The 22,848-nt window shown below is 70.4% G+C and carries 24 protein-coding genes; 12 read left to right on the top strand and 12 right to left on the bottom strand.

Annotated features, from left to right (window positions below):
- Window positions 1-80: 80 nt before the first annotated feature.
- Window positions 81-749 carry a DUF305 domain-containing protein gene (locus OG446_RS02415; RefSeq protein WP_328892439.1) on the bottom strand — a complete coding sequence of 223 codons (669 nt, stop codon included), beginning with the start codon at window positions 747-749 and terminating at the stop codon, window positions 81-83.
- Window positions 750-924: 175 nt separating this feature from the next.
- Here OG446_RS02415 and OG446_RS02410 point away from each other — a divergent pair, with 175 nt between their 5' ends.
- Entirely contained in the window at window positions 925-2,415 is a 1,491-nt protein-coding gene (locus OG446_RS02410; RefSeq protein WP_328892438.1) for an LVIVD repeat-containing protein, read from the top strand.
- A 284-nt stretch (window positions 2,416-2,699) separates the two neighbouring features.
- On the opposite strand, the gene OG446_RS02405 is transcribed toward OG446_RS02410, so the two are convergent.
- The 6 genes from OG446_RS02405 to OG446_RS02380 form a co-directional block, all read right to left on the bottom strand.
- Window positions 2,700-2,924, bottom strand: a complete 225-nt coding sequence (locus OG446_RS02405; RefSeq protein WP_148015402.1) for a hypothetical protein — start codon at window positions 2,922-2,924, stop codon at window positions 2,700-2,702.
- A gap of 113 nt (window positions 2,925-3,037) precedes the next feature.
- The gene (locus OG446_RS02400) at window positions 3,038-3,217 is read right to left on the bottom strand and encodes a hypothetical protein (RefSeq protein ID WP_328892437.1); all 180 of its coding nucleotides are present in this window, start codon (window positions 3,215-3,217) and stop codon (window positions 3,038-3,040) included.
- 70 nt (window positions 3,218-3,287) lie between these two features.
- Complete coding sequence (locus OG446_RS02395) at window positions 3,288-3,989, bottom strand: HAD family hydrolase (protein WP_328892436.1); 702 nt, start codon at window positions 3,987-3,989, stop codon at window positions 3,288-3,290.
- A gap of 78 nt (window positions 3,990-4,067) precedes the next feature.
- A complete protein-coding gene (locus OG446_RS02390) occupies window positions 4,068-4,757 on the bottom strand; it encodes a phosphatase PAP2 family protein (RefSeq protein ID WP_328892435.1) in 690 nt (229 codons plus the stop codon).
- Between the two features lie 146 nt (window positions 4,758-4,903).
- Entirely contained in the window at window positions 4,904-5,839 is a 936-nt protein-coding gene (locus tag OG446_RS02385) for a M56 family metallopeptidase (protein WP_328892434.1), read from the bottom strand.
- A gap of 86 nt (window positions 5,840-5,925) precedes the next feature.
- Window positions 5,926-6,516, bottom strand: a complete 591-nt coding sequence (locus OG446_RS02380; protein ID WP_328892433.1) for a DUF5134 domain-containing protein — start codon at window positions 6,514-6,516, stop codon at window positions 5,926-5,928.
- Window positions 6,517-6,759: 243 nt separating this feature from the next.
- Between OG446_RS02380 and OG446_RS02375 the strand changes: the two genes are divergently transcribed.
- Window positions 6,760-7,311 carry a GNAT family N-acetyltransferase gene (locus OG446_RS02375; protein ID WP_328892432.1) on the top strand — a complete coding sequence of 184 codons (552 nt, stop codon included), beginning with the start codon at window positions 6,760-6,762 and terminating at the stop codon, window positions 7,309-7,311.
- A gap of 92 nt (window positions 7,312-7,403) precedes the next feature.
- On the opposite strand, the gene OG446_RS02370 is transcribed toward OG446_RS02375, so the two are convergent.
- On the bottom strand, window positions 7,404-8,087 hold the full coding sequence (locus OG446_RS02370; protein ID WP_328892431.1) for a glycerophosphodiester phosphodiesterase: 684 nt from the start codon (window positions 8,085-8,087) through the stop codon (window positions 7,404-7,406).
- Window positions 8,088-8,139: 52 nt separating this feature from the next.
- Window positions 8,140-8,289 (bottom strand): hypothetical protein, encoded by a 150-nt coding sequence (locus tag OG446_RS02365; protein WP_328892430.1) that lies wholly within the window; start codon window positions 8,287-8,289, stop codon window positions 8,140-8,142.
- A 337-nt stretch (window positions 8,290-8,626) separates the two neighbouring features.
- Between OG446_RS02365 and OG446_RS02360 the strand changes: the two genes are divergently transcribed.
- The 4 genes from OG446_RS02360 (at window position 8,627) to OG446_RS02345 (ending at window position 12,550) form a co-directional block, all read left to right on the top strand.
- The gene (locus OG446_RS02360) at window positions 8,627-10,024 is read left to right on the top strand and encodes a DUF6421 family protein (RefSeq protein ID WP_328892429.1); all 1,398 of its coding nucleotides are present in this window, start codon (window positions 8,627-8,629) and stop codon (window positions 10,022-10,024) included.
- Between the two features lie 26 nt (window positions 10,025-10,050).
- Window positions 10,051-10,818 carry an SDR family NAD(P)-dependent oxidoreductase gene (locus tag OG446_RS02355; RefSeq protein ID WP_328898173.1) on the top strand — a complete coding sequence of 256 codons (768 nt, stop codon included), beginning with the start codon at window positions 10,051-10,053 and terminating at the stop codon, window positions 10,816-10,818.
- Window positions 10,797-11,879: a threonine aldolase family protein gene (locus OG446_RS02350; RefSeq protein ID WP_328892428.1), complete on the top strand. Its 1,083-nt coding sequence runs from the start codon at window positions 10,797-10,799 to the stop codon at window positions 11,877-11,879. Before OG446_RS02355 ends, OG446_RS02350 begins: the two co-directional genes overlap by 22 nt.
- Before the next feature lie 71 nt (window positions 11,880-11,950).
- Complete coding sequence (locus OG446_RS02345; protein ID WP_328892427.1) at window positions 11,951-12,550, top strand: transglutaminase domain-containing protein; 600 nt, start codon at window positions 11,951-11,953, stop codon at window positions 12,548-12,550.
- Between the two features lie 120 nt (window positions 12,551-12,670).
- Here OG446_RS02345 and OG446_RS02340 read toward each other — a convergent pair whose 3' ends face one another.
- Window positions 12,671-13,393 (bottom strand): lysophospholipid acyltransferase family protein, encoded by a 723-nt coding sequence (locus OG446_RS02340; RefSeq protein WP_328892426.1) that lies wholly within the window; start codon window positions 13,391-13,393, stop codon window positions 12,671-12,673.
- A 218-nt stretch (window positions 13,394-13,611) separates the two neighbouring features.
- Between OG446_RS02340 and OG446_RS02335 the strand changes: the two genes are divergently transcribed.
- From OG446_RS02335 to OG446_RS02315, 5 genes are all read left to right on the top strand, one after another.
- Window positions 13,612-13,938, top strand: coding sequence for a TlpA family protein disulfide reductase (locus OG446_RS02335; protein WP_328892425.1), 327 nt, complete (start codon window positions 13,612-13,614; stop codon window positions 13,936-13,938).
- Window positions 13,939-14,134: 196 nt separating this feature from the next.
- Complete coding sequence (locus OG446_RS02330) at window positions 14,135-14,641, top strand: flavin reductase family protein (protein WP_328892424.1); 507 nt, start codon at window positions 14,135-14,137, stop codon at window positions 14,639-14,641.
- A gap of 200 nt (window positions 14,642-14,841) precedes the next feature.
- Window positions 14,842-15,627, top strand: coding sequence for an electron transfer flavoprotein subunit beta/FixA family protein (locus OG446_RS02325; protein ID WP_328892423.1), 786 nt, complete (start codon window positions 14,842-14,844; stop codon window positions 15,625-15,627).
- A gap of 58 nt (window positions 15,628-15,685) precedes the next feature.
- On the top strand, window positions 15,686-16,648 hold the full coding sequence (locus OG446_RS02320; RefSeq protein ID WP_328892422.1) for an electron transfer flavoprotein subunit alpha/FixB family protein: 963 nt from the start codon (window positions 15,686-15,688) through the stop codon (window positions 16,646-16,648).
- Window positions 16,649-16,818: 170 nt separating this feature from the next.
- On the top strand, window positions 16,819-18,117 hold the full coding sequence (locus tag OG446_RS02315) for a DUF6986 family protein (protein ID WP_328892421.1): 1,299 nt from the start codon (window positions 16,819-16,821) through the stop codon (window positions 18,115-18,117).
- 23 nt (window positions 18,118-18,140) lie between these two features.
- Here the strand turns inward: OG446_RS02315 and OG446_RS02310 are convergent, their stop codons facing one another.
- Complete coding sequence (locus OG446_RS02310) at window positions 18,141-19,169, bottom strand: LacI family DNA-binding transcriptional regulator (RefSeq protein ID WP_328892420.1); 1,029 nt, start codon at window positions 19,167-19,169, stop codon at window positions 18,141-18,143.
- A gap of 181 nt (window positions 19,170-19,350) precedes the next feature.
- On the opposite strand from OG446_RS02310, the gene OG446_RS02305 reads away from it, so the two are divergent.
- Entirely contained in the window at window positions 19,351-20,307 is a 957-nt protein-coding gene (locus OG446_RS02305) for an ROK family protein (protein ID WP_328892419.1), read from the top strand.
- 248 nt (window positions 20,308-20,555) lie between these two features.
- Here the strand turns inward: OG446_RS02305 and OG446_RS02300 are convergent, their stop codons facing one another.
- Window positions 20,556-22,598: an NPCBM/NEW2 domain-containing protein gene (locus tag OG446_RS02300; protein WP_328892418.1), complete on the bottom strand. Its 2,043-nt coding sequence runs from the start codon at window positions 22,596-22,598 to the stop codon at window positions 20,556-20,558.
- Between the last annotated feature and the right edge of the window lie 250 nt (window positions 22,599-22,848).

Below are 22,848 nucleotides of genomic sequence, written 5' to 3'. Positions count from 1 at the left end.
TCGCACCGGCGGACCCGGTGGGGGAGAGGCGCGCCCCATGCTCTTGGGGCCGTACGGTGTGCGCCGGCCACGGTGCGTCGTCAGGAGGAGAGCGCGCGCATCCGGTTGATCTCGGTCGTCTGCTGGGCCACGACGTCGCCCGCCATCTCCTCGACCTGCACGTTGTTCCCCTCGGAGAGGACGTCGGTCGCCATGGTGACGGCCCCCTGGTGGTGCGTGATCATCAGTTTCAGGAACAACTGGTCGAAGGCCGTGCCCTTCGCGGCCCCGAGCTGCTCCAGCTGGGTGGCCGTGGCCATACCGGGCATCGCGCCATGGTCGTGCTTCCCGGACTGCCCGGACAGGCCGTGACGGCTGAGCCATCCCTCCATCGCGCCGATCTCGGGCTGCTGGGCGGCGGTGATGCGTTCCGCGAGCCGCTTGACCGTGGCCGAACGGGAGCGTGTGGGGACCAGTCCGGTCAGCTCCAGGGCCTGCGCGTGGTGCTGGATCATCAGCTGCACGTACCGGACGTCCGCCGAGTTGGGGGTGTCGACCCCGGCCTCCTTGACGGCCTCCGAGGGGGAGAGCGTCCGCGCGGGCTCGCCCGGCTTCCCGGGTGCCACGACCGAACCAGCCTTGTGTGCTTCGGACTTCGCGCCGTTGTCACCACCGTCCGCGTCGCAGCCGGCCGACACGAGCACGGCTGCCGCGACGGCCGTGCCGAGCACGAGCCGGCGGAACCGCAAGGTCTGACGACGAATCAACAAGGCGACCTCCGTTGGCGCAGGACTGGTTGCGCTCTGTCCTAGCACGTCAACGCACAGCTTTGATCAAAAACTTTCATTACGTCTCTGTTGCCATCTGTTGAGATGCCCATGGCAGGGACGATACTGCCGGAGTCCGTGAACCGGTCAACTACTTATGGATCCATGGGAGGACGCAGTGACCTCGTTGCACACCACCCCGGTGCGGCGCAGACGTCTGGGCGTGGCGGCGGCCGCCGCCGGGCTCTTCGCCACTCTGCTGATGGCCGGGCCCGCGGCCGCGACACCCGATCCCGGTGACGCCGCCGCGAGCCGAACCGATGTCTCCGCGAGCCAGGAGGCGGAGGCGACAGCCGCGATCCGAAGCGGTGAGATACCCGGCGTGGACGAGATCGTCCACAGCAGCAACATCAGCCACCTCGCCAATGTCCCCAAGGACGCGCTCCAGGGACTGAACACGGACCTGGCCTTCCAGGGGAAGTACGCCTTCGCCGGAAACTACGACGGTTTCCGGATCTTCGACATCAGCAACCCGAAGGTGCCCCGCACGGTCGCCCAGGTCCTGTGTCCCGGATCGCAGAACGACATCTCCGTCTCCGGGAACCTGCTGTTCCTGTCCACGGACTCCTCGCGCAGCGACAACTCGTGCACCAGCACCACCCAGCCCGCCACGGAGAAGTCCTCCTGGGAGGGCATGAAGGTCTTCGACATCAGCGACAAGCGCAACCCGAAGTACGTCGCCGCCGTCGAGACCGCGTGCGGATCGCACACCCACACGCTGGTTCCCGAGCGCAAGAACGTCTACGTGTACGTCTCCTCGTACTCGCCGAACGCGACGTTCCCGGACTGCCAGCCGCCGCACGACGGGATCTCCGTCATCAAGGTGCCGCGCAAGTCGCCGGAAGACGCCCGCATCGTGAACTTCCCGGTCCTCTTCCCGGACGGCGGCAACCCGGGCGGCCCCACCAACCCGGGCGTCTCCAAGACCACGGGCTGCCACGACATCACCGTGCTGCCGTCCAAGGACCTGGCGGCCGGTGCCTGCATGGGTGACGGTCTGCTGTTCTCCATCAAGGACCCGGAGAACCCGAAGATCATCGACCGGGTGCAGGACAACGTGAACTTCGCGTTCTGGCACTCCGCGACGTTCAACCAGCGGGCCGACAAGGTCGTCTTCACCGACGAGCTCGGCGGCGGCGGAGCGGCCACCTGCAACGCGGAGATCGGCCCGAAGCGCGGCGCCGACGGCATCTACGACATCGTCGGCAAGGGCGATCACCGCAAGCTCGTGTTCCGCAGCTACTTCAAGATCGACCGCCCGCAGGCCGACACGGAGGTCTGCGTCGCCCACAACGGTTCGATCATCCCGGTCAAGGGCCGCGACCTGATGGTCCAGGCCTGGTACCAGGGCGGTGTCTCGGTGTGGGACTTCACCGACTCCTCCCACCCGAAGGAGATCGGCTTCTTCGAGCGGGGTCCCGTCAGCACGGACGAGGTCACCACGGCCGGCCCGTGGTCGGCGTACTACTACAACGGCTACATCTACTCCAACGACATCGCCAAGGGCTTCGACGTCCTGAAGATCGACGACCGGCGGACCGACCCGGCGAAGCGGGTGCGGACGGACGAGCTCAACGTCCAGACGCAGCCGGACTACTTCGACCGCTGAGCCACCGGACCTGCTGAGCCCAGGGACTCGCCGAGCCACCGGACTCGCTGATCCCGCCGGTCCCGTCCGGGTTTCCCGGGTGGGACCGGCGTGCGCGCGGCCCCTATGTTCATTGACCGATCCGCCGCGCCGGGACATGCTGTATCCCCGCACCGGCAGGCGTGATACGCGCAGTCCGTCACGCGGTCCCCGGACCGTCACTCCGGCCGGGGTGACCGGCTGGTTCCGGCGACGCAGGGGATCGCCGGAATCAGACGTCTCAGGGACCGCCGGAACCAGATGGCTCAGGCCGCCTCGTACCGGTGCGCCCGGCCGCCCCGCCACTCGACCCACTCGGGGCTGTCCAGGATCCGCTCGGGGTCGTCGAGCCCCGCCCCCTCCAGGAACACGATCACATCGTGATCCGAGTGCGCGAGGCCGAGTATCTGGACCCGCCCGTCGCGCTGCACGGTGACGCGCCGCCCGCCGGTGGGGGACGGCCGGAAGATCACGATCGGCGCAGAAGTCATGCCTCCAGAGTGCGACGCGCCGAGGGCCGCCGCACAACGGAACCGGAAACCCGGCCCGGCAGCAGATCAGGAAGGCGTTTGCGGCTCACGCGGGCCGTCGCCGCACGGACGGGTCAGGCCGCGGACCGTGCGCTGCCGCCGGTGGCCGCCGCCCACTCGACCAGCAGTCGCTGGTACTCCTCCTCGTCCTCCGGGGACAGGCATCCGCCCGAGCGCTGCCACAGGTCGCGAATCTCTTCATTCACCTCTGCGGCGGAACGCACGGAACCGGACGGGCACGGAGTCGGGGACATACCCCCCAGGCTAAGGCCCCGATGTGACAATCCGACCCATGGCGCGTCAGGGACATCTCTCACATGTCTCTCAGGCAACCTCGGCGGCCAGTCCGAGCTCCCGCAGTCCGTCCGGCCGCTCGTCGACCGGCAGATGCTGGACGAATCGCACCTCGCACCCCAGTGCGGACGCCCCGGCGTCCGCGTGCCGGTCGTCGCCGACCATCACCACATCGGTCGGACGGTGTCCCAGAAGTGTGCAGGCGGTGTGGAAGAGGCGTGCGTCCGGCTTCTGGACGCCGTGCTCGAAGGACAGCACGTACGCGTCGACGTAGGCGTCCAGACCGTGCGCCCGGAAGACCGGCCTCAGGTCCCACCCGATGTTGCTGACCACGCCGATCGCGACGCCCCGGTCACGCAGCGAAGCGAGCACCTCAGCGGCGTCCGGATAGGGGCGCCAGGCGGCCGGGGTCCGGTGGCGGTCGTACAGGGCGTCGTAGAGCCCCGGATCCGGCAGCTCCACCTCACGGGCCAGGCCCGTGAACGCCTCGCGGTGCCGGTGGGCGCTCTCGTCACGGGAGGCCCAGGCCGACGCCAGCCTGCCGGGCACCTGCCGCGGTGGCGGGCCGCCCGGCAGCGCGCCGGAGACCTCCAGCTCCTGTACGTACCGCTCGAAGTCGGCCTCGTCCACGCGCAGCCCGTGCTCCGCGAGGGTGGCGGCGAGCCAGGAACGGACGGATTCGATCCGGAACAGCGTCCCGGAGAAGTCGAAGAGAGCACCCTTGATCGGCATGGCCCCGATCCTCGCCGAGGCGGTGCGGGCGGGGCAAGAATGCCTGTTCGGGGGCGCGGGCAGGGCGGGAACGCCTGTTCAGGCCCTGTCCGGGCGGGAGCGGGCGGCGTAGCGGTCGTACCCGGCCGTCGCGAAGGCGGTCAGGGCCGCGCCGAGCAGCCACCCGCCCAGTACGTCGGACGGCCAGTGGACGCCCAGGTAGAGCCGGGTGAAGCCGACGCCGAGCACCGAGACCGCCGCGGCGGCCAGGGCCACGCGCCGGATCCATGGCCGGCAGCCGGACCGGTGCAGCAGCCACAGCAGCAGACCGCAGCTCACCGTGGCCGTCATCGCGTGTCCGGAGGGGAACGACGCGTAGTGGGCCGAGTCCACCGGGTCGGGCCACCGGGGGCGCTCGCGGCCGACGGCGGCCTTCATGCCCTGCTGGAGAAGGCTGGAGACCAGGGTCGTCACCGCCACCCAGGCGGCCGGCACCCGGGCGCCGCGCTGCCACAGGACGACCACGGCGACGGCGATCAGCGCACGCATCGTCCACGGGTCCCACAACCAGTCCGTCAGGATCCGGTTCAGATGGACGAGGCCGGGCTCCGTCACCGCCCGCCGGTGCAGGGCTTCGGCGATGTCACGGTCCAGGCGCATCAGCGGGGACCACCGCACGGCGACCAGGATCAGCAGCACCAGTGCGAGAGCCCCGCAGACGGCTCCCGCCCACGGTGCCGACGAGGGGGTGCGGGTGCGGTGCGCGGGGGAGAGGAGCGGGGAGGGCATGAGGGGATCCTCGCCGACGGGTGGGGCCCAGGGCCATCCTGGCGGGGCCGGACCTTGCAGCGGGTGCGGGACGGTTTCGGTCGGAGCGTGAGGCGGGTGCGGGGAGCAGTGGGGCGTGGACGGGCTGCGGCAGGAGCCGGAGCCGCCTATCCCAGTGCGCTGAGCGCCGGGATGAACGCGACCAGAAGCGGGATCGCCGGCAGGAGCGTGGCCGCTGCGGTGAGCCGCAGCCGACGGCCCGCCGTGAGCCGGCCCGCGGGCGACAGCAGCCGGTTCACCCGCAGCGGCATCTGCGCGTCCGGCGTCGGGCAGGGGCCGAACACCCCACGGTCCTCGTTGAGTTCGACCAGTGCCAGGGCGATCGTCAGCCGGCCGAACCGGCGGGAGGCGGTGTCGTCCGCGGCCAGTTCGACGAGCCGGTGCATTTCGCCGCGGAAGGCCGCGAACACCGGAACCTGCGGGAAGCCGGACGCGAGCGCCGCCGAACAGTTGAGCAGCCAGTCGTGGCGGGCGTTCGCGTGCCCCTGTTCGTGGGCGAGCACCGCATCGAGCTGACGGCCTTTCAAGCGGCCCAGCGCGGCGGTGGTGACGACGAGCCGGGGCGCCGTGCCCGGCAGCCACCAGGCATCGGGGCGTTCTCCTTCCAGGACCACCAGCCGGCCACTGCCCGGCTCCTCGCCGGGCAGCAGCGGTGAACGCTCCAGAAGTTCGGCCCGCCGTCGCCTGCGCTCCAGACGGACGCGACGGATCTCCCGGGTCAGCATCGCGGCCGTCCACACCCCGCCGAGGGCCAGCAGCACGGCCATCACCGCCGACCACGGTCCGTAGGCCGCGAGCGCATAGGCCTCCACGACCGCGTGCGGGGCAGGTGCGAACACATGTCCGCGCACCGCCTGCCAGGCCGCGGCAGCACTGAACGTCATGGACAGCGCGAACGACAGCAGTACCCCGGCCACCACGCACTGCCACACCCACAGAGCCACCACGGGCTCACGCTCGGGCCATTCGGCCCGGGCCATCAGCCGCGGGGTCACGACGGCGGCCAGTGCACCGAGCAGCAGCAGCACGAGGGAGACCAACATGGCGTCAGCCTATGAGTGGTACGGCACACACGGGTATGGCTGTGCTCGGCAAGTGACGTACGCCACGGTTTGCGGGACTCCCTGTCTCAGAGCGTGAGCAGCATGGCGAACATGGCTATTCCCATGGTCAGCCGACAGGCCAGTGCCAGCTCCGGCCGCGCACCCCAGCCCTGCGCCGATGGTCCGGAGGCGACGGCCCCGCCCCCGGCCGTGGCCGCCGTCACCGGTATCAGCCGGGCTCCGGAGCGCAGGACGTACGCGGCGTAGTAGGCGAGGAGCAGTCCGGTCAGCAGCGGAACACCCCCTGCGGCGGCCATGGCGTGGGATGCGTGGGAGCCGTGGGCCCCCGCGCCGGACCCCGCCATCACGACGGACATGTAGACCATCGCCGACGAGCCGACCAGGTGATGGAGATGGTGACCGCTGCGGCGGGAGGACCAGAGTGCGCGCAACGCGGCGACGCCGAACAGTACGGCGTACAGCAGCCATCCCCACGCGGGTGGCGCGACGACGGCCGCCGGCACCGCCATCGCGGCCATGCCGAAGCCCATCAGCGCCTCCGCGCGTGCCGCCCTGCGCTCCTCGCCGGTCCCGGAGCGGGCCCGCAACAGGCAGTACGCGCCGGTCGCCGCGCACAACGCCATCAGCAGCCAGCCGGACATCGCGGGTCCGTGCACAGCGGAACCTCCCCCTGGGCGAACGACATCGCCGTCGTCCAGACGATGCCCGTGGCCCGACGCCCGTACGCGGCGCACTGGGGCAAAGGGGGAGCGCGCGGCGGGGGTGAATTGCGAGGGGCCGGTGCGGGCGCGCCGGGTCCCCGCCGCTGACCGTACGGGCCCCTGGCCCGGAACCTGGATCCGGAGCCGGGCGTTACGCTGCTGCCGCACAGCCACAGCACCGAAACGGAGAGCCTCCCCATGGACACCGCCCCGCACCGCAGCCCCGGTCAGCTGACCTTCCGCGACGCGACCGAGGCGGACGTGACAGCGCTCGTGGAGCTGATCCAGTCCGCGTACCGCGGCGACTCCAGCCGGGCGGGGTGGACCACGGAGGCGGACATCCTGGAGGGGCAGCGCACGGATCCGCAGGGAGTCCGCGACGTGGTGCGGGCCCCGGGCAGCCGGCTGCTGGTCGTGGAACGCGACGGTGAGGCCGTTGCCTGCTGCCAGCTCGAACACCGGGGTGAGGCCGCCTACTTCGGAATGTTCGCGGTCCGTCCCTCGCTCCAGGGCGCGGGGCTCGGCAAGCTGATCATCGCCGAGGCCGAGCGCGCCGTGCGGGAGAGCTGGGGTGCGCGCGAGATGCACATGACCGTGATCTCGGTGCGTGACGACCTGATCGCCTGGTACGAACGCCGCGGCTATCGCCGTACGGGACAGCTGAGCCCGTTCCCGTACGGCGATGAACGCTTCGGTATTCCGCAGCGCGACGACCTCGCCTTCGAGCTGCTGGTGAAGGACCTGCTCTAGGACCTCTCGTCGAACTGGCCGCCCCTTCGGGCGACGGCGGTTTGCCGACAGGCCCCGGGGGATGTCCGCGGGCTGACGGCGGCGTCCGCGAGTTACGCGGTGAAACGGCCCGCGCGGCGGATCTCCGGGAAGTCGGTGGTCGCGCCGTCGAGCCCGAGCCCGCGGGCCAGCCGCAGATGATCCTGGGTGTTGACCACCCAGCCGACCACCGTCAGACCTTCGGCGTGAGCCCGCTCGACCAGTTCCAGCGTGATGCGCCGGACGTTGAGCACCAGCCGGGTGGCGCCCACCGCCCTCGCGCGGTCCACCACGTCGTTGCCCCAGCGGCTGGCCACGAGCGCCGTCCGGACCCCCGGCACGAGCTGGGCGATCTCGGCGATCGCCTCGTCGTGGAACGAGATCACCTCGACCCGGTCGACGAGATCGCGCCGCCGCATCACCTCCGCCAGCGTGCGGGCGGCGGCGACGTCCTTGATCTCCGCCTGCAGCGGGGAGCGAACGGCGTCCAGGACCTCCTCGAAGACCGGCACCCGCTCCCCCTGCCCGGCATCGAGTTCGCGCAGCTCCGACAGGGTCTTGTCGGCGATCGGACCCTTGCCGTCGGTCGTCCGGTCCACCTCGGCGTCGTGCATGACGGCGAGGGCGCCGTCCTTGCTCAGATGAAGGTCCAGCTCGATGAGGTCCATCCCGGCCTGTTCGGCGTGGATGAACGACCGCAGCGTGTTCTCCGGCTCGACACCCATCACCCCGCGGTGGCCGATGGTGAGAAAAGACAAGGGACTCTCGCTTCCGTCGACGGCTTCTCCCCGTGTGCCTACCCACCCGGGGCTACGGCATGACCGCGAATCCGGCTGCCCGGTGTTCCGTCCCGGAGGGGGGAGCCGTGTGCGGCGGCGTGGTTCCGTGCCCCTGCACGTCGGCGGCACCGAGCAGGAATCCGGTGATGAGGGCGGCGACCAGGACGGCACGGATGCTCACGCGCGGGTTCTCCCGAATGCGGACGAGGGCGGATGCCGTCCGTCCTACCGGCAGCGGTCCGCCCACCGCGAGCAGCGTCACTCATGCGTGGGCGTGTCCTTCGCGGGCTTGCCGGGCAGGCGTACGAAGGAAGTCGGGTCGTGCGACCCGACCCCGCCCGCGGTCCTGCCCCGGAAGCCCGTTCTTCCACCGAAGAATGCGCCGGAGCGTTGGATCGCAGGAAAAATCGCGGTGACCATGGGGGGTCGGCAGGATAATTTTCATGCCCCCACTTGTCTCGGGGAACCGCACACGGATACGGTTGCTTGACGCGAGGTTCTCCCGTGGAGGAAGTGTTATGACGGAAATTCTTGTGCACGACGTCGCCGCCGGCGACATAGCTTCCGCCCAGCGGGTGGTCGAGCACCCGGCCTGGCCCGCGCTCAAGAATGCTGTGGAGGAGATCCGCCCCTGGCAGTCGAAGGACGGCTCCATCGACTTCGAGGCCGAGGACGCGCCCGCGCCGGCAGCCGCCGAGGCGGCCCTGGACCGGGTGGTCACCGCGGTCGAGCAGCTCTCGCCGCTGCTGCCGCACGATGCCGCGTACCACCGCGCCCTTGTCATGGACCTGCGTCGCTGGGCCGCCGACGGATTCGGCGTACCCGACTTCCTCGACTCGCTGCTGGCGTTCCAGCCCGCCAAGGACCGCATCGACGGGCTTCAGCACCTCGTCGTCTTCGCGATGTACACCCAGAACGGCAATCCGGACCGCAATCTCGAAGCGGTCGTACTCCGGATGGTCTGGCCCGAGTGGCTCGCCGACCTGGAGGCGACCCGCTACGACAACCCGTTGTTCTGCGGCATCACCTTCGAGGACTTCACCTCCGGGTACGACACCAACTCCGCCGTGCTCTTCCCGGAGACCATCGCCGTGCGCGAGGCCCCCGAGCGCTTCAGCTGGGGCGGCATCTTCTGCGACCGTGAGGCCGCCCGCTTCCGCCGCGTCACCGAGGCCTCCGTCGAGCTCCTGGGCGTCGAGCTGCCCGAGGACATCCGCGAGATGGTCGGCGACCAGCGGCGCTGCGAGCAGGCCTTCGTGCTCTGGGACATGGTCCACGACCGCACCCACAGCCACGGCGACCTGCCGTTCGACCCGTTCATGATCAAGCAGCGCCAGCCGTTCTGGATGTACGGGCTCGAAGAGCTGCGCTGCGACCTCACCGCCTTCAAGGAGGCCGTGAAGCTGGAGTCCGAGGGCAACGCCCACGGCCGCGACGTGCAGTACGCCGTGCTGTTCGACCGGATGTTCCGCTTCCCGGTCACCGGCGAGCGCGTGCGCAACTACGACGGTCTCGGCGGTCAGCTGCTCTTCGCGTACCTCCACAAGCACGATGTCGTGCGCTGGACCGACAACACTCTGAAGATCGACTGGGAGCGGGCCCCGCAGGTCACCAACCAGCTCTGCGCCGAGATCGAGAAGCTGTACCGGGACGGCATCGACCGTCCCAAGCTCGTCCACTGGTTCGCCGCGTACGACCTCGTCGCGACGTATCTCGCGCCGCACCCCGGATCCCGCTGGGCCAAGGGCCCCGACGCCCTCGACCTCTCCCAGCCGCCCCGCAAGCTCGTCGACGACGTGCTTCCGGACGAGTTTCCCCTGAGCATGTTCTATGAGGCGCTCTCCAAGAAGCTGAAGAACGTGATCGCCTCCACCAAGGGGATCACCGCCGCGGACGCCGGGCAGGCAGCCGCGTGAGCGCACGTCATGAGGAGGCGGTGGCCATGAACGGAAACGGCAAGGGCAGTGGGAGCGGCGCGCTCGAAGGCGCTGTCGTCGCTGTCGCGGGGGCGGCCGGCCCGGCCGGCCGGGCGACCCTGCTCCGGCTCGCCGAGGCGGGCGCGGTCGTCGTCGCGTCGGACGCGAACGCCACCCGGCTCGCCGAGGCCGTGGACGCGGCGCGCTACGCCCACGGCGGCGCCACCGTCACCGGCGACACCGTGGACCTGCTCGATCTCGGCGCGGCCCGTGAATGGGCCGACAAGACCGAGAAGGAATTCGGCAGGATCGACGGGCTGGTCCACCTCGTGGGCGGCTGGCGCGGCAGCAAGACGTTCGCCGACACCGACCTCGCCGACTGGACGCTGCTGGAGAAGCTGCTGATCCGTACCGTCCAGAGCACCTCCCTGGCCTTCCAGGACGGTCTCCAGCGCAGCGACCGCGGCCGTTACCTCCTGATCAGCGCGGCCGGCGCGAGCAACCCCACCGCGGGCAACGCCGCCTATGCGGCGTCGAAGGCGGCGGCGGAGGCCTGGACCCTCGCGCTCGCGGACGCCTTCCGCAAGGCGGGGGGCGAGGAGGGGCCGCAGAGCGCTGCTGCGATCCTGGTCGTGAAGGCACTGGTGCACGACGCGATGCGCGCCGAGCGCCCGAACGCGAAGTTCGCGGGCTTCACCGACGTCAAGGAGCTGGCCGATGCCATCGCCGGCGTCTGGGACCGGCCCGCCCCGGAAGTGAACGGAAAGCGCCTGTGGCTGACCCCGCAACCGTAAGGACCGACGCGCGTCGTCATCACGACCCGCAGGTACGCGGATTCGCCAGTGACAACTACGCGGGGACCCACCCGGAGATCCTCGCGGCCCTCGCCCTCGCCAACGGCGGCCATCAGATCGCCTATGGCGAGGACGACTACACCGGTCACCTCCAGCGCGTGATGCACAGCCACTTCGGTCCCACCGCCGAGGCCTTCCCGGTCTTCAACGGAACGGGTGCCAACGTGGTCTCGCTCCAGGCGATGACCGACCGCTGGGGTGCGGTCATCTGCGCCGAGTCCGCCCACATCAACGTGGACGAGGGCGGCGCGCCGGAACGGGTCGGTGGGCTGAAGCTGCTCACCGTCCCCACCGAGGACGGCAAGCTCACGCCGGACCTCATCGACCGCCAGGCGTACGGCTGGGACGACGAGCACCGTGCCATGCCGCAGGTCGTCTCGATCACCCAGAACACCGAGCTGGGCACGGTCTACACCCCCGACGAGATCCGGGCGATCTGCGAGCACGCCCACGGGCACGGCATGAAGGTCCACCTCGACGGCGCCCGCATAGCCAATGCCGCGGCCTCCCTGGACGTACCGATGCGTACGTTCACCAACACCGTCGGCGTGGACGTGCTCTCCTTCGGCGGGACGAAGAACGGGGCCATCTTCGGCGAGGCCGTCGTGGTGCTGAACCCGGACGCCGTCCGGGCGATGAAGCATCTGCGCAAGCTGTCGATGCAGCTCGCCTCCAAGATGCGCTTCGTGTCCGTGCAGCTGGAGGCGCTGCTCGCGGGCGATCTGTGGCTGCGCAATGCCCGGCACGCCAACAGCATGGCTCAGCGGCTCGCCGAGGGAGTCCGGGCGGTGGGCGGCGTGGAGATCCTCTACCCCGTCCAGGCCAATGCCGTCTTCGCGCGGCTGCCGCACGAGGTCAGCGAGCGGCTGCAGAAGCGCTTCCGTTTCTACTTCTGGGACGAGAAGGCGGGCGATGTGCGCTGGATGTGCGCCTTCGACACCACGGAGGACGATGTCGACGCGTTCGTCCTCGCCCTCAAGGAAGAGATGGCTGCACAGTAGGGACTGTATGGGTATGCGGTCGATCGGAAATCTATTGACTCCGGTCGGCCGCTTCCCTACGCTCGGCGGCCATGGAGCTCACACAGCAGGTTCCCGACATCTCCGCCTACCTTGCCGCCGATGACGCGATCGACCATGAACACCCGCTGGTCCGTGACACGGCGTCGCGGCTGCGTTCCGCGAACACGGACGCATACTCATACGCCGAGGCGGCCTACTGCTTCGTACGCGACACCGTCCCGCACTCCGTCGACTCGGGCGACATGCGCGTGAGCTGGCGCGCCTCGGACGTCCTCGCCACCCGCAACGGCATCTGCCACGCGAAAGCGCACGCCCTGGCCGCCCTGCTGCGCGCAGAGGGCATCCCGACCGCGCTCTGCTACCAGGGGCTCGCCGACGACGACGGGGAGCCCGGGGTGGTGCACGGGCTGATCGCGCTCCGGCTTCCCGGCCGGAACCGGTGGTACCGGCAGGATCCGCGGGGCAACAAGCCCGGCGTGGACGCGAGGTTCTCGCTGGACGAGGAGCAGCTGGCCTGGCCCGTCCGGCCGGAGCTCGGCGAGGTCGACTACCCGACGCTCTACGCGGCGCCGCATCCGGCCGTGCTGCGTGGTCTGCGCACGTCCGCCGACCGCGCCGAACTCTGGCGCGCGCTGCCGACGGCGCTCTGACCGTCGGCCCTACCGGAGCGGCCGGCCCCACCGGTTGCCCGGTGAGGCCCGATCCAGGAGCGCGGAGCGCCCTCCGCGCTCCGGAGTGACGTTTCCGCCGCCGGGCCCCGGCGGGCGGCGTCAGCTGCGCTCGCGGACCTCTGCGGCGGTCGGAGCCGTACCCCCGAGGTGCGAGGGCACCCACCAGGTGTCGCTCGCGTCCTTCGGGCGCACCGGGTAGGCACGCTGAGCGGCTTCGAGCAGTTCCTGCACGCGCTCTCGCAGCCGCCGGGTGATCGCACCCGCGTACTGGTCGGCCGGGGCCTCCAGCGGCTCACCGACCCGGATCGTCACCGGGATGTGGCTGCGCCTGAAGTTGCGCGGGCGCCCCTTGGTCCACAGGCGCTGGGTGCCCCACAGCGCCATCGGGATCAGCGGCACACCCGCCTCCTGTGCCAGGCGCGCGGCGCCCGACTTGAAGCTCTTCAGCGTGAAGGACTCCGAGATCGTCGCCTCGGGGAACACTCCGACGATCTCGCCGGAACGCAGCGAGGCCAACGCGTGCGCATACGCGTCCTCGCCCTGCTTGCGGTCGACGGGAATGTGCTTCATGCCGCGCATCAGGGGGCCCGAGATCCTGTGCCGGAACACCGATTCCTTGGCCATGAACCGCACCAGCCGCTTCTGCGGCAGCGTCGCGAGGCCGGTGAAGATGAAGTCCAGATAGCTGATGTGGTTGCTCACCAGAACCGCGCCACCGGTCTTCGGGATGTGCTCCGAACCCTGAGTGTCGATCTTCAGGTCGAGCGCCTTGAAAAACGTGCGAGCGGCGCCGATGACCGGCCGATAGACGAGTTCTGCCATCTGGAGAAGACCCTTCTTCAGCGCCTGGGGAGGATTCTCCCGGCGGAAGTTACGCAGCCGTAGGTTTTCGGCATTGGGCCGATCGTGCCCCATGCGCGTCGTGGTGGCCAGTCCCGTCGGGCGCGGGGCGCGAGATTCTCGTCACGTGGAACGCCGGGGAATGTCCCGGAGGCTGTGGGTGCTGACCCTTTGCGTAGAGCTCTGACAGGAGGCCGAAGGTGGATGTGCGGACGCGTGCGGAGCGGCTCGATGCCGCCCAACTCGGCGTGGAATTGGGGGAGAGGGCCACGCTCGTCCAGTTCTCCAGCGCGTTCTGCCAGCCCTGTCGGGCCACCCGCCGCACCCTCGCGGAGGTCGCGGGCATGGTCGAGGGCGTCGCCCATGTGGAGATCGACGCCGAGGCGCATCTCACTCTCGTACGCGCGCTCGGCATCAGCAGGACCCCGACCGTCCTGGTCCTCGACGCCTCCGGACTGGTGGTCCGCCGCGCCGTCGGACAGCCGCGGACCGTCGACGTCGTCGCCGCCCTGGGGCAGGCGATGTGACGGACCGTGATGCTTCTCCCACCTTGTGGGACGGTCTTGACGCCGCCCGCCGCGCATCGTCAGTCTGACGTTATGCCGCCGGAACTCCTTCTCTACGGCCGGGTCCATATCGACCTCGCCCGCAACGCGAGTGCGCGCTGTCCGGATGCCTGAGCATCCACGGCCCCGCACCCCCGACGCGCAGAAGGACATCTCCATGACGGCATCACCCGAGACCGACACCCCCCTGACGGCATCCCCGGACCTCCTGCGTTCCGTGTTCCGGCAGCATGCCGCCGGTGTCGCCGTGATCACCGCGGCCGGTGAACGGCCGGTCGGTTTCACCGCCACCTCGCTCAACTCCGTCGCCGCGGACCCGCCGCTCATCTCCTTCGGCGTCGGCACCTCGTCCTCCAGCTGGCCCGTCGTCTCGGAAGCCGGCCACATCGGCGTGCACATACTCGGCGACCATCAGCGGGAGCTGGCCACCACCTTCGCCCGCAGCGGCGCCGACCGGTTCGGACCGTCCACCGATTGGCGCAGCGGACCGGAAGGCGTCCCGCTGCTGGACGGCGTGCTCGCCTGGCTCGTCTGCCGGGTCGTGGCGCGGATTCCGGCGGGGGACCACCGGATCGTGATCGCGCAGGCGGTCGTCGGGGATCCGGCGGGGGGCGGCAGGCCGCTGGTCTATCACCAGGGCCGGTTCACGGCTCTGCGAGACTGAGATCATCCGGTGGCGCCGGACTGCCCGGCGTAGGCCAGATCACAGTGCCAAGCGCTTGCTTAATGGGCACCCAATGGGTGTACTGACGAGTAATATTACGGTCGGAGCGCCGGTCGCCCCGACCGGAAATCGCCCCATCAGGCGCCTATGCTGCGTGCAACAAGGCAGCCCGGAAATGACGATGCAGTAGGAGAGCCGGCGTGAGCTTGAGGATCGTTGTCTGTGTGAAGTACGTGCCCGACGCGACCGGTGACCGGCATTTCGCCGATGACCTGACGTTGGATCGTGAGGATGTCGACGGTCTGCTGTCGGAGCTGGATGAGTACGCGGTCGAGCAGGCGTTGCAGATCGCGGACGCGGCGGACGATGCGGAGGTCACCGTGTTGACGGTGGGTCCGGAGGACGCCAAGGACGCGTTGCGCAAGGCGTTGTCGATGGGTGCGGACAAGGCTGTTCACGTCGAGGACGACGATCTGCACGGTACGGACGCGATCGGTACGTCGTTGGTGCTGGCGAAGGCGGTCGAGAAGACGGGTTACGACCTGGTGATCTCGGGGATGGCGTCGACGGACGGCACGATGGGTGTGGTTCCGGCGCTGCTGGCCGAGCGGCTGGGTGTGCCGCAGGTGACGCTGCTGTCCGAGGTCTCCGTGGAGGGCGGTGTCGTGCGCGGCCGCCGGGACGGTGACACGGCGTCCGAGCAGCTGGAGGCGTCGCTGCCGGCGGTGGTGTCGGTGACCGACCAGTCCGGTGAGGCCCGCTACCCGTCGTTCAAGGGGATCATGGCGGCGAAGAAGAAGCCGGTCGAGTCGCTGGATCTGGATGATCTGGGCATCGACGCGGACGAGGTGGGTCTGGGCGGTTCCTGGACCGCGGTCGACTCCGCGGCCGCACGTCCGGCCCGTACCGCGGGCACGATCGTCAAGGACGAGGGCGAGGGCGGCAAGGCTCTGGCCGAGTTCCTGGCCGGCCAGAAGTTCATCTGAGCCCGGCTGTTCCCTCACCGCCCCCGCCTACCTCGCACACGCAGGAGATTGAAGTCCCATGGCTGAAGTTCTCGTCTATGTCGACCACGTGGACGGTGCCGTCCGCAAGCCCACCCTGGAACTGCTGACGCTCGCCCGCCGGATCGGTGAGCCGGTCGCGGTGGCGCTGGGCAACGGTGCCGCGGACACCGCCGCCGTGCTCGCCGAGCACGGTGCGGTCAAGGTCCTGACCGCCGACGCCTCCGAGTTCGCCGACTACCTGGTCGTTCCGAAGGTGGACGCGCTGCAGGCCGCCTGCGACGCGGTGTCGCCCGCCGCCGTGCTGCTGCCCTCCTCCGCGGAGGCCAAGGAGATCGCGGCCCGTCTCGCGATCCGTATCGGCTCCGGCATCATCACCGACGCCGTCGACCTGGAAGCCGGAGACCAGGGCCCGGTCGCGACGCAGTCCGCGTTCGCCGCCTCGTACACCACCAAGTCCCGTGTCTCCAAGGGCGCTCCGGTCATCACGGTCAAGCCGAACTCGGCCCCGGTCGAGGCGGCTCCGGCAGCCGGCGCCGTCGAGGCCCTCGCGGTCTCCTTCTCGGAGCAGGCCACCGGCACGAAGGTCGTCTCCCGCACCCCGCGCGAGTCGACGGGCCGCCCCGAGCTGACGGAGGCCGCGATCGTGGTCTCGGGCGGCCGTGGCGTCAACGGCGCGGAGAACTTCGCGATCATCGAGGCCCTCGCCGACTCCCTCGGTGCGGCCGTCGGCGCCTCCCGCGCCGCGGTCGACGCCGGCTGGTACCCGCACACCAACCAGGTCGGCCAGACCGGCAAGTCCGTCTCGCCGCAGCTCTACATCGCCTCGGGCATCTCCGGCGCGATCCAGCACCGGGCCGGCATGCAGACCTCGAAGACCATCGTCGCGGTCAACAAGGACGCCGAGGCCCCGATCTTCGACCTCGTCGACTACGGCGTCGTCGGCGACCTCTTCAACGTCGTCCCCCAGCTCACCGACGAGATCACCGCCCGCAAGGGCTGACCCTCGACCGGTACACACGGACAACGGCCCGGGGCCGCACGGTGAGACCCACCGCGCGGCCCCGGGCCGTTCCCGACCACCATTGACGCAGATACGGCAGCCTTATAACTTCACTATACGGATTGTTGATTCCGGGAAGCGGAAACAACGAGAGCGTGGAGGGTGCGGAAATGGGTCAGCAGGAGAAGGTGGCGACGAGCCTCGCCGGTGCGGTCAGCGACGGGATCAGCGCCTCCCTCACGGCGGTGGACGCCGAACTCGCCCGCCGCTACCCGGGCGATCCCGGAACGCGCCAGCCCGTCCACACGGTCTACGTACCCGGGGACACCTTCACCGCGGACACCATCCGCACCTGGGGCGACCGGGCGCTGGAGGCGCTCGACGAGCACGCCCCCGACGCCGCCTCGTTCGCCGCGGTGCTCGGCATCCCGGAAGAGCTCGCCGGGCCGGTCCACGACCGCGTACGCGCCAAGCTGGCCCGCGAGCCCGTCGAGGACCTGCGCATCGACTTCGAGGACGGCTACGGCCCCCGGCCGGACGCCGAGGAGGACGAGGCCGCGGCCCGCGCGGCCCGGCTGATCTCCGAGGCGTACGCGAAGGGCACGGCGGCGCCGTACATGGGCATCCGGATGAAGTGCATGGAAGCCGGTGTACGCGATCGGTCCATCCGCACCACGGACGTCTTCCTGACGGGCCTGATGGAGTCGGGAGGCCTCCCCGAAGGGCTCGTGCTCACGCTGCCGAAGGTGACGTACCCCGAACAGGTCACCGCCTTCGTCCAGCTTCTCGAAGCCTTCGAGAGGGCACACTCCCTGCCCTCCGGGCGGCTCGGCTTCGAGATCCAGATCGAGACCAGCCAGTCGATCCTCGCCGCCGACGGCACCGCCGCCGTCGCCCGCATGATCGACGCCGCGCAGGGCCGCGCGACGGGCCTGCACTACGGCACGTTCGACTACAGCGCCTGCGTCGGGGTCAGCGCGGCATACCAGGCGAGCGACCATCCCGCGGCCGACCATGCGAAGGCCGTGATGCAGGTGGCCGCCGCGGGCACCGGAGTGCGTGTCTCCGACGGCTCCACCAACGTCCTGCCCGTGGGGCCCACCCCTCAGGTCCACGAGGCCTGGCGGCTCCACTACGGGCTCACCCGGCGCGCACTGGCCCGCGCCTACTACCAGGGCTGGGACATGCACCCGGGCCACCTCCCGACCCGCTACGCGGCCGTCTACACCTTCTACCGCGAAGGCCTGGAGCAGGCCGCGTCCCGGCTCGCCGCCTACGTCGCGAAGGCGGGCGGCGACGTGATGGACGAACCCGCCACCGCCAAGGCGCTGAGCGGATACCTGCTGCGGGGCATCGACTGCGGCGCCCTGGACACTGCGGAGGTGGCCCGGCTGACCGGACTGACCCGCGCGGACCTGGACGCCTTCGCCTCACCGCGGCGCGGCGGACTGACGGTGACCACGCCGTAGTCGGTCCGTTTCCGGCGCCCGGCTCAGGCCGGGCGCAGCTCGCCCGAACCGCGCGGGATCAGCCTCGTCGGGAGCTCGACGCGTGCCGGGCTGTGGTCGGCGCCGTCGAGCCTTCGGAAGAGGTGCTCGGCCGCGGTGCGCCCGACGGCCGCCGCGTCCTGGGAGATGACGGTGATGCCGAGCAGGTCCGCGAGCTCGATGTCGTCGAACCCGACCAGGGCGACCGGTCGTTCCCGGCCGGCCAGTACGCGCACCGCTGTCACCGTCACGCGGTTGTTGCCCGCGAAGAGTGCGGTGACGGGTTCGGGACCGGAGAGCATGGTCTCGACGGCAGGCCGGACCCGTTCGGGCTCCGTGGAGCCGAGCGAGACCCAGGACTCCTCGACCGTTATCCCGGCGTCGGACATGGCGGTGTGGTAACCGCGCAGACGCTCGGTGGCCGTGTGGATCCTCGGCTGGTCACCGATGAACCCGATGCGGCGGTGGCCGTGCGCGATCAGATGGGCGACACCCTCGCGGGCGCCCCCGAAACTGTCCGAGAGCACCATGTCGGCCTCGATCCGGCCCGCCGGACGGTCCACGAAGACCGTCGCTATGCCCGCCTTGATCTCCGGCTCCAGATAGCGGTGGTCGTCGCCGGCCGGAATCACGATGAGGCCGTCGACCCGTCGCGCGCACAGCGCGAGCACGAGCTCCTCCTCCCGCTCCGGGTCCTCGGCGCTGGAGCCGTTGATGAGGAGGGCGCCGTGCGCCCTGGCCACCTCTTCCACGGCGCGGCTCAGCGGGCCGTAGAACGGGTCGGCCAGGTCCTCCAGCACCAGACCGATCGACGCGGTGCGGCCCTTGCGCAGCACCCGCGCACTGTCGTTGCGGCGGAAGCCCAGCGCGTCGATGGCCTCCTGGACCCGGCGCTCGGTGTCGGGTGTCACACCCGGCTCGCTGTTGACCACGCGCGAGACCGTCTTGAGGCCCACTCCGGCACGGGCCGCCACGTCCTTCATGGTCGGCCGGTTGCCGTAGCGGGGCTCGGAGTGACGGGTGGTCTCGGCCACGATGCGCTGTCCTGTCGTCGGGTACGGGCGGTCCGGAAGCGCCGCGGCGGGTGCCGTGGCGGAGGCCGGAGGCTGTGGCGTCGAGCATAGGCCCTGGACAACGTTGTCAGAGGAATGGAGACTGTGCAGACTATTGACTGAAGTCGCAGGTCCCACCACCTCACCCACGGAGCGCACACCGATGCATACCGACCTCGTCGCCGCGCTGGACATCGGCGGCACCAAGATCGCCGGGGCGTTGGTGGACGGTGACGGCACGCTCCGCGTCCGGGTGCAGCGTCCGACGCCCGCCCGCGAGGACAGCGAAACGGTGATGGCGACGGTGGCCGAGGTGCTTGCCGAGCTGTCCGCGTCGCCCCTGTGGAGCCGGGTCTCCGCCCTGGGCATCGGCAGCGCCGGTCCGGTGGACGCCGCCGCCGGCACGGTCAGCCCCGTGAACGTACCCGGGTGGCGGGACTTCCCACTGGTGGAGCGGGTGAGGGCGGCGACCGGCGGTCTCCCGGTCGAGCTGGTCTGCGACGGCGTCGCGATCGCCGCGGCCGAGCACTGGCTGGGCGCGGCCCGCGGCCACGACAACGCGCTGTGCATGGTCGTGTCGACCGGCGTCGGCGGCGGGCTCGTCCTCGGCGGCAAGCTCCACCCCGGCCCGAGCGGCAACGCGGGCCACATCGGGCACATCAGCGTCGACCTCGACGGCGACCCGTGCCCGTGCGGGGCGCGCGGCTGTGTCGAGCGCATCGCGAGCGGCCCCAATATCGCCCGTCGCGCACGGGAGGGCGGCTGGCGCCCCGGTCCCGACGGTGACGCGACCGCGGCGGCGGTCGCGGCTGCGGCCAGGGCGGGGGACCCCATCGCGGTGGCCTCGTTCGAGCGGGCCGCACAGGCCCTTGCCGCGGGCATCGCGGCGACGGCCACCCTGGTCGAGATCGACATCGCGGTGATCGGCGGCGGCGTGGCCGGTGCCGGCGAGGTGCTGCTCGCCCCGCTCCGCAGCGCCCTGCGGCGGTACGCGACGCTGTCGTTCGTCCAGAAGCTGACCGTGGCCCCGGCTGTCATGGGCAACGACGCGGGGCTGGTGGGTGCGGCGGCAGCGGCTTTCGCCGCGCGCGTGGCCGCGGACGGAGCGGTCTCCGTCTAGGGCCTGTCGCCACACTGCCGTCGTCGTCCGAAGGGCAGCAGCGCGGCGTCAGGTGGGTGCTCTCGGCGTGCCGGCCCCAGGCCCCTGTGCCGGACGTACCGGGGCCTGGGGCCGGTACGGCGAGCGTGCGTGCATGGCGTCGCACGACGGACGGCAGTGTGACGCGGCAGGCCCTGGCGCGGTCTCCGGGTGGCGGCGCAGGACGCCGCCACCCGGTCCCTCGGAATCCCTCTGCTCTCCCGGAGGCGTCAGCAGGTGATGCGGAGGTCCGCCCAGTCCCCGTGGTCGGAGTCGACGCCGTCGCCCCCGTCGGTGACCACCAGGCGGACGACCTGGGCACCACTGACGTCCGCCGAGACGGGCTGCGCCGCCATGGCGTTGGTCAGGACCCCGGTCGACGCCGCCTTCGTGCCGTCCGCCCAGATCTCGAAGGCCACGCTTCCCTTGGCGCCCTTCTCGTCGTCGACCCCGACGTGTGCCGTCACCGTGGCGCACGCGCCGCCCGTGTAGTACTCGACGGCACTGGCCGCATGCACCCCCAGCCCCTTGGCGTACACCTCGCCGCCGATGGTCAGCGGATGTCCGTCGCCCGCCGCGCTCTCGCCGTTGCTGGTGTCCTTCTCCACCGGTCCGTAGCCGTTGGATGCGGTGAGCTGCGGCAGATCGCTCAGGTAGCCGCCGCCGGCCGGGGGCGCCACCACCACATGGGCCTGGAACGGCACGGCGGACCGTACCGGCTGCCCGGTGGGCGAGCGGTACTGCGCGGTGAGCGTCAGATCGTAGGTACCGGTGGCCGTGCCCGGCGGCGCCGTCACCCGCCAGTGGGTGGTCAGCGCCCCTCCTGTCGGCAGGACCGGTGCCTTGGTCGCGGAGTCGGCCGCGATCCGCCAGCCGGACGGCCCGGTGAGCGCGGCCGACACCTTGGCGGCGGGCGTCCGGCCCAGGTCGGTGACCGTCGTCGTCAGTCGTGCCGTGCGGCCCGCCTCCACCAGCGGGCTGCCGTCCAGGGCCAGTTCCACCGCCGGCGGATAAGCGGCCCAGTGACTGTCGGCGGCGACGCGCAGCATCACCGTCCCGTGGGCCGGGACGGTGGCGGAAAGGCCGCCCGCAGTGTTGCGCGTGGTGTGCTCCCACAGGTCACGTACGGCGTATGCGTCGGCCTGCGGAAGCCCCGCCGCCGCAGCCGTCGTCCCGATCCGCTGCGCGCTCCCGGTCTCGTTGAACAGCGCCACCACCCGGCTGCCGTCCTGCATCTCCTTGGCCACGACCCAGCGTCCGCCGTCGGAGGAGAGCACGACCCCCTGCTTGCCGAGCGGGTCCTGGTCAACGGCTATGACCTCGTGGTTGGAGAGGATCCGGTACGTCTCGGGCGTCGCCGTGCGCAGATCGGAGCCGATGAGCAGCGGTGCGGCCATCACCGACCACATGGAGAAGTGGGTGCGGTACTCCGTGTCCGTCATCCCGCCGTTCCCGACCTCCAGCATGTCGGGGTCGTTCCAGTGGCCGGGGCCCGCCGCCGAGGCGAGCGGCAGGTTCTGCTTCATGATCGACAGCATGCTGCTCCAGCTGTCGTTGATGTCGCCTGTGGTGCGCCAGAGGTTGCCGAGTTCCGCGGCCCACTCCCAGGGCTTGTTCTGGCCCCATTCGCAAATGCTGTAGACGATCGGGCGACCGGTGGCGGCCAGTGCGTCCCGCATCGTCGTATAGCGCTCTTTCGCGTCCACGCCCTGGTTGTTGCAGTTGTCGTACTTGAGGTAGTCGACGCCCCAGTCCGCGAACTGCTGTGCGTCGCTGTATTCGTGACCCAGCGCGCCGGGAAGACCGACGCTGTCGCAGGTCTTGGTGCCCGCGCTGGTGTAGATGCCGAGCTTGAGACCCTTCGCGTGGACGTAGTCCGCAACGGCCGCGATGCCGTTCGGGAATCGCACCGGATCCGCTTCCAGCTTGCCGTCCGCATTACGCTGCGGCTTCGCCCAGCAGTCGTCAAGGTTGACGAACTCGTAGCCCGCCTCCCTGAGCCCCTTCTCGACGAAGATGTCGGCGATCCCCTTGACCATCTCCTCGTCGAACTCGGCCCGGCAATGGGTCGAGTTCCAATTGTTGAACCCCATGGGCGGAGTGAGCGCGAGGCCGTTGCCGGCCCGAGCCTCGGCCGTCGGCGCCGTGGCGGGTTCGGGGGACTGTGCGGCGGCGGGAACGGTGACTCCCGCCGCGCACAGGAGGCCCGCGGTCAGCGCTCCGATGACTCTGTGGCGGCTTGTGCGGGTTGTACGGCTTGGAAGATGACGCATCGTTACGTTCCTCCGTACTCGTGCCGAATCGAGTGGCGGCATGTGCACGCCAAGACGAGCGATTACGTTAGAGCGTGTTGGAGTCTGTTGGAAGAGGGGTGGTGTCGGATGTTCGGTATCTCGTCAAAACCCTTGACGCCACTGCTCGTTGGGGGTGAGATCCAAGCGCACGTTCGGTTGTGTTGGGTTGCCTTCCGGAGGAGGGGGTCATGGCGCACTCGTACGACAGGTCAGATCTGCCCGGCAGTGT

The sequence above is a fragment of the Streptomyces sp. NBC_00236 genome (assembly GCF_036195045.1).
Lineage (GTDB): Bacteria > Actinomycetota > Actinomycetes > Streptomycetales > Streptomycetaceae > Streptomyces.
The sequence above is the reverse complement of the archived record's forward strand: the minus strand, read 5'-3'. Positions and strand labels throughout refer to the sequence as shown.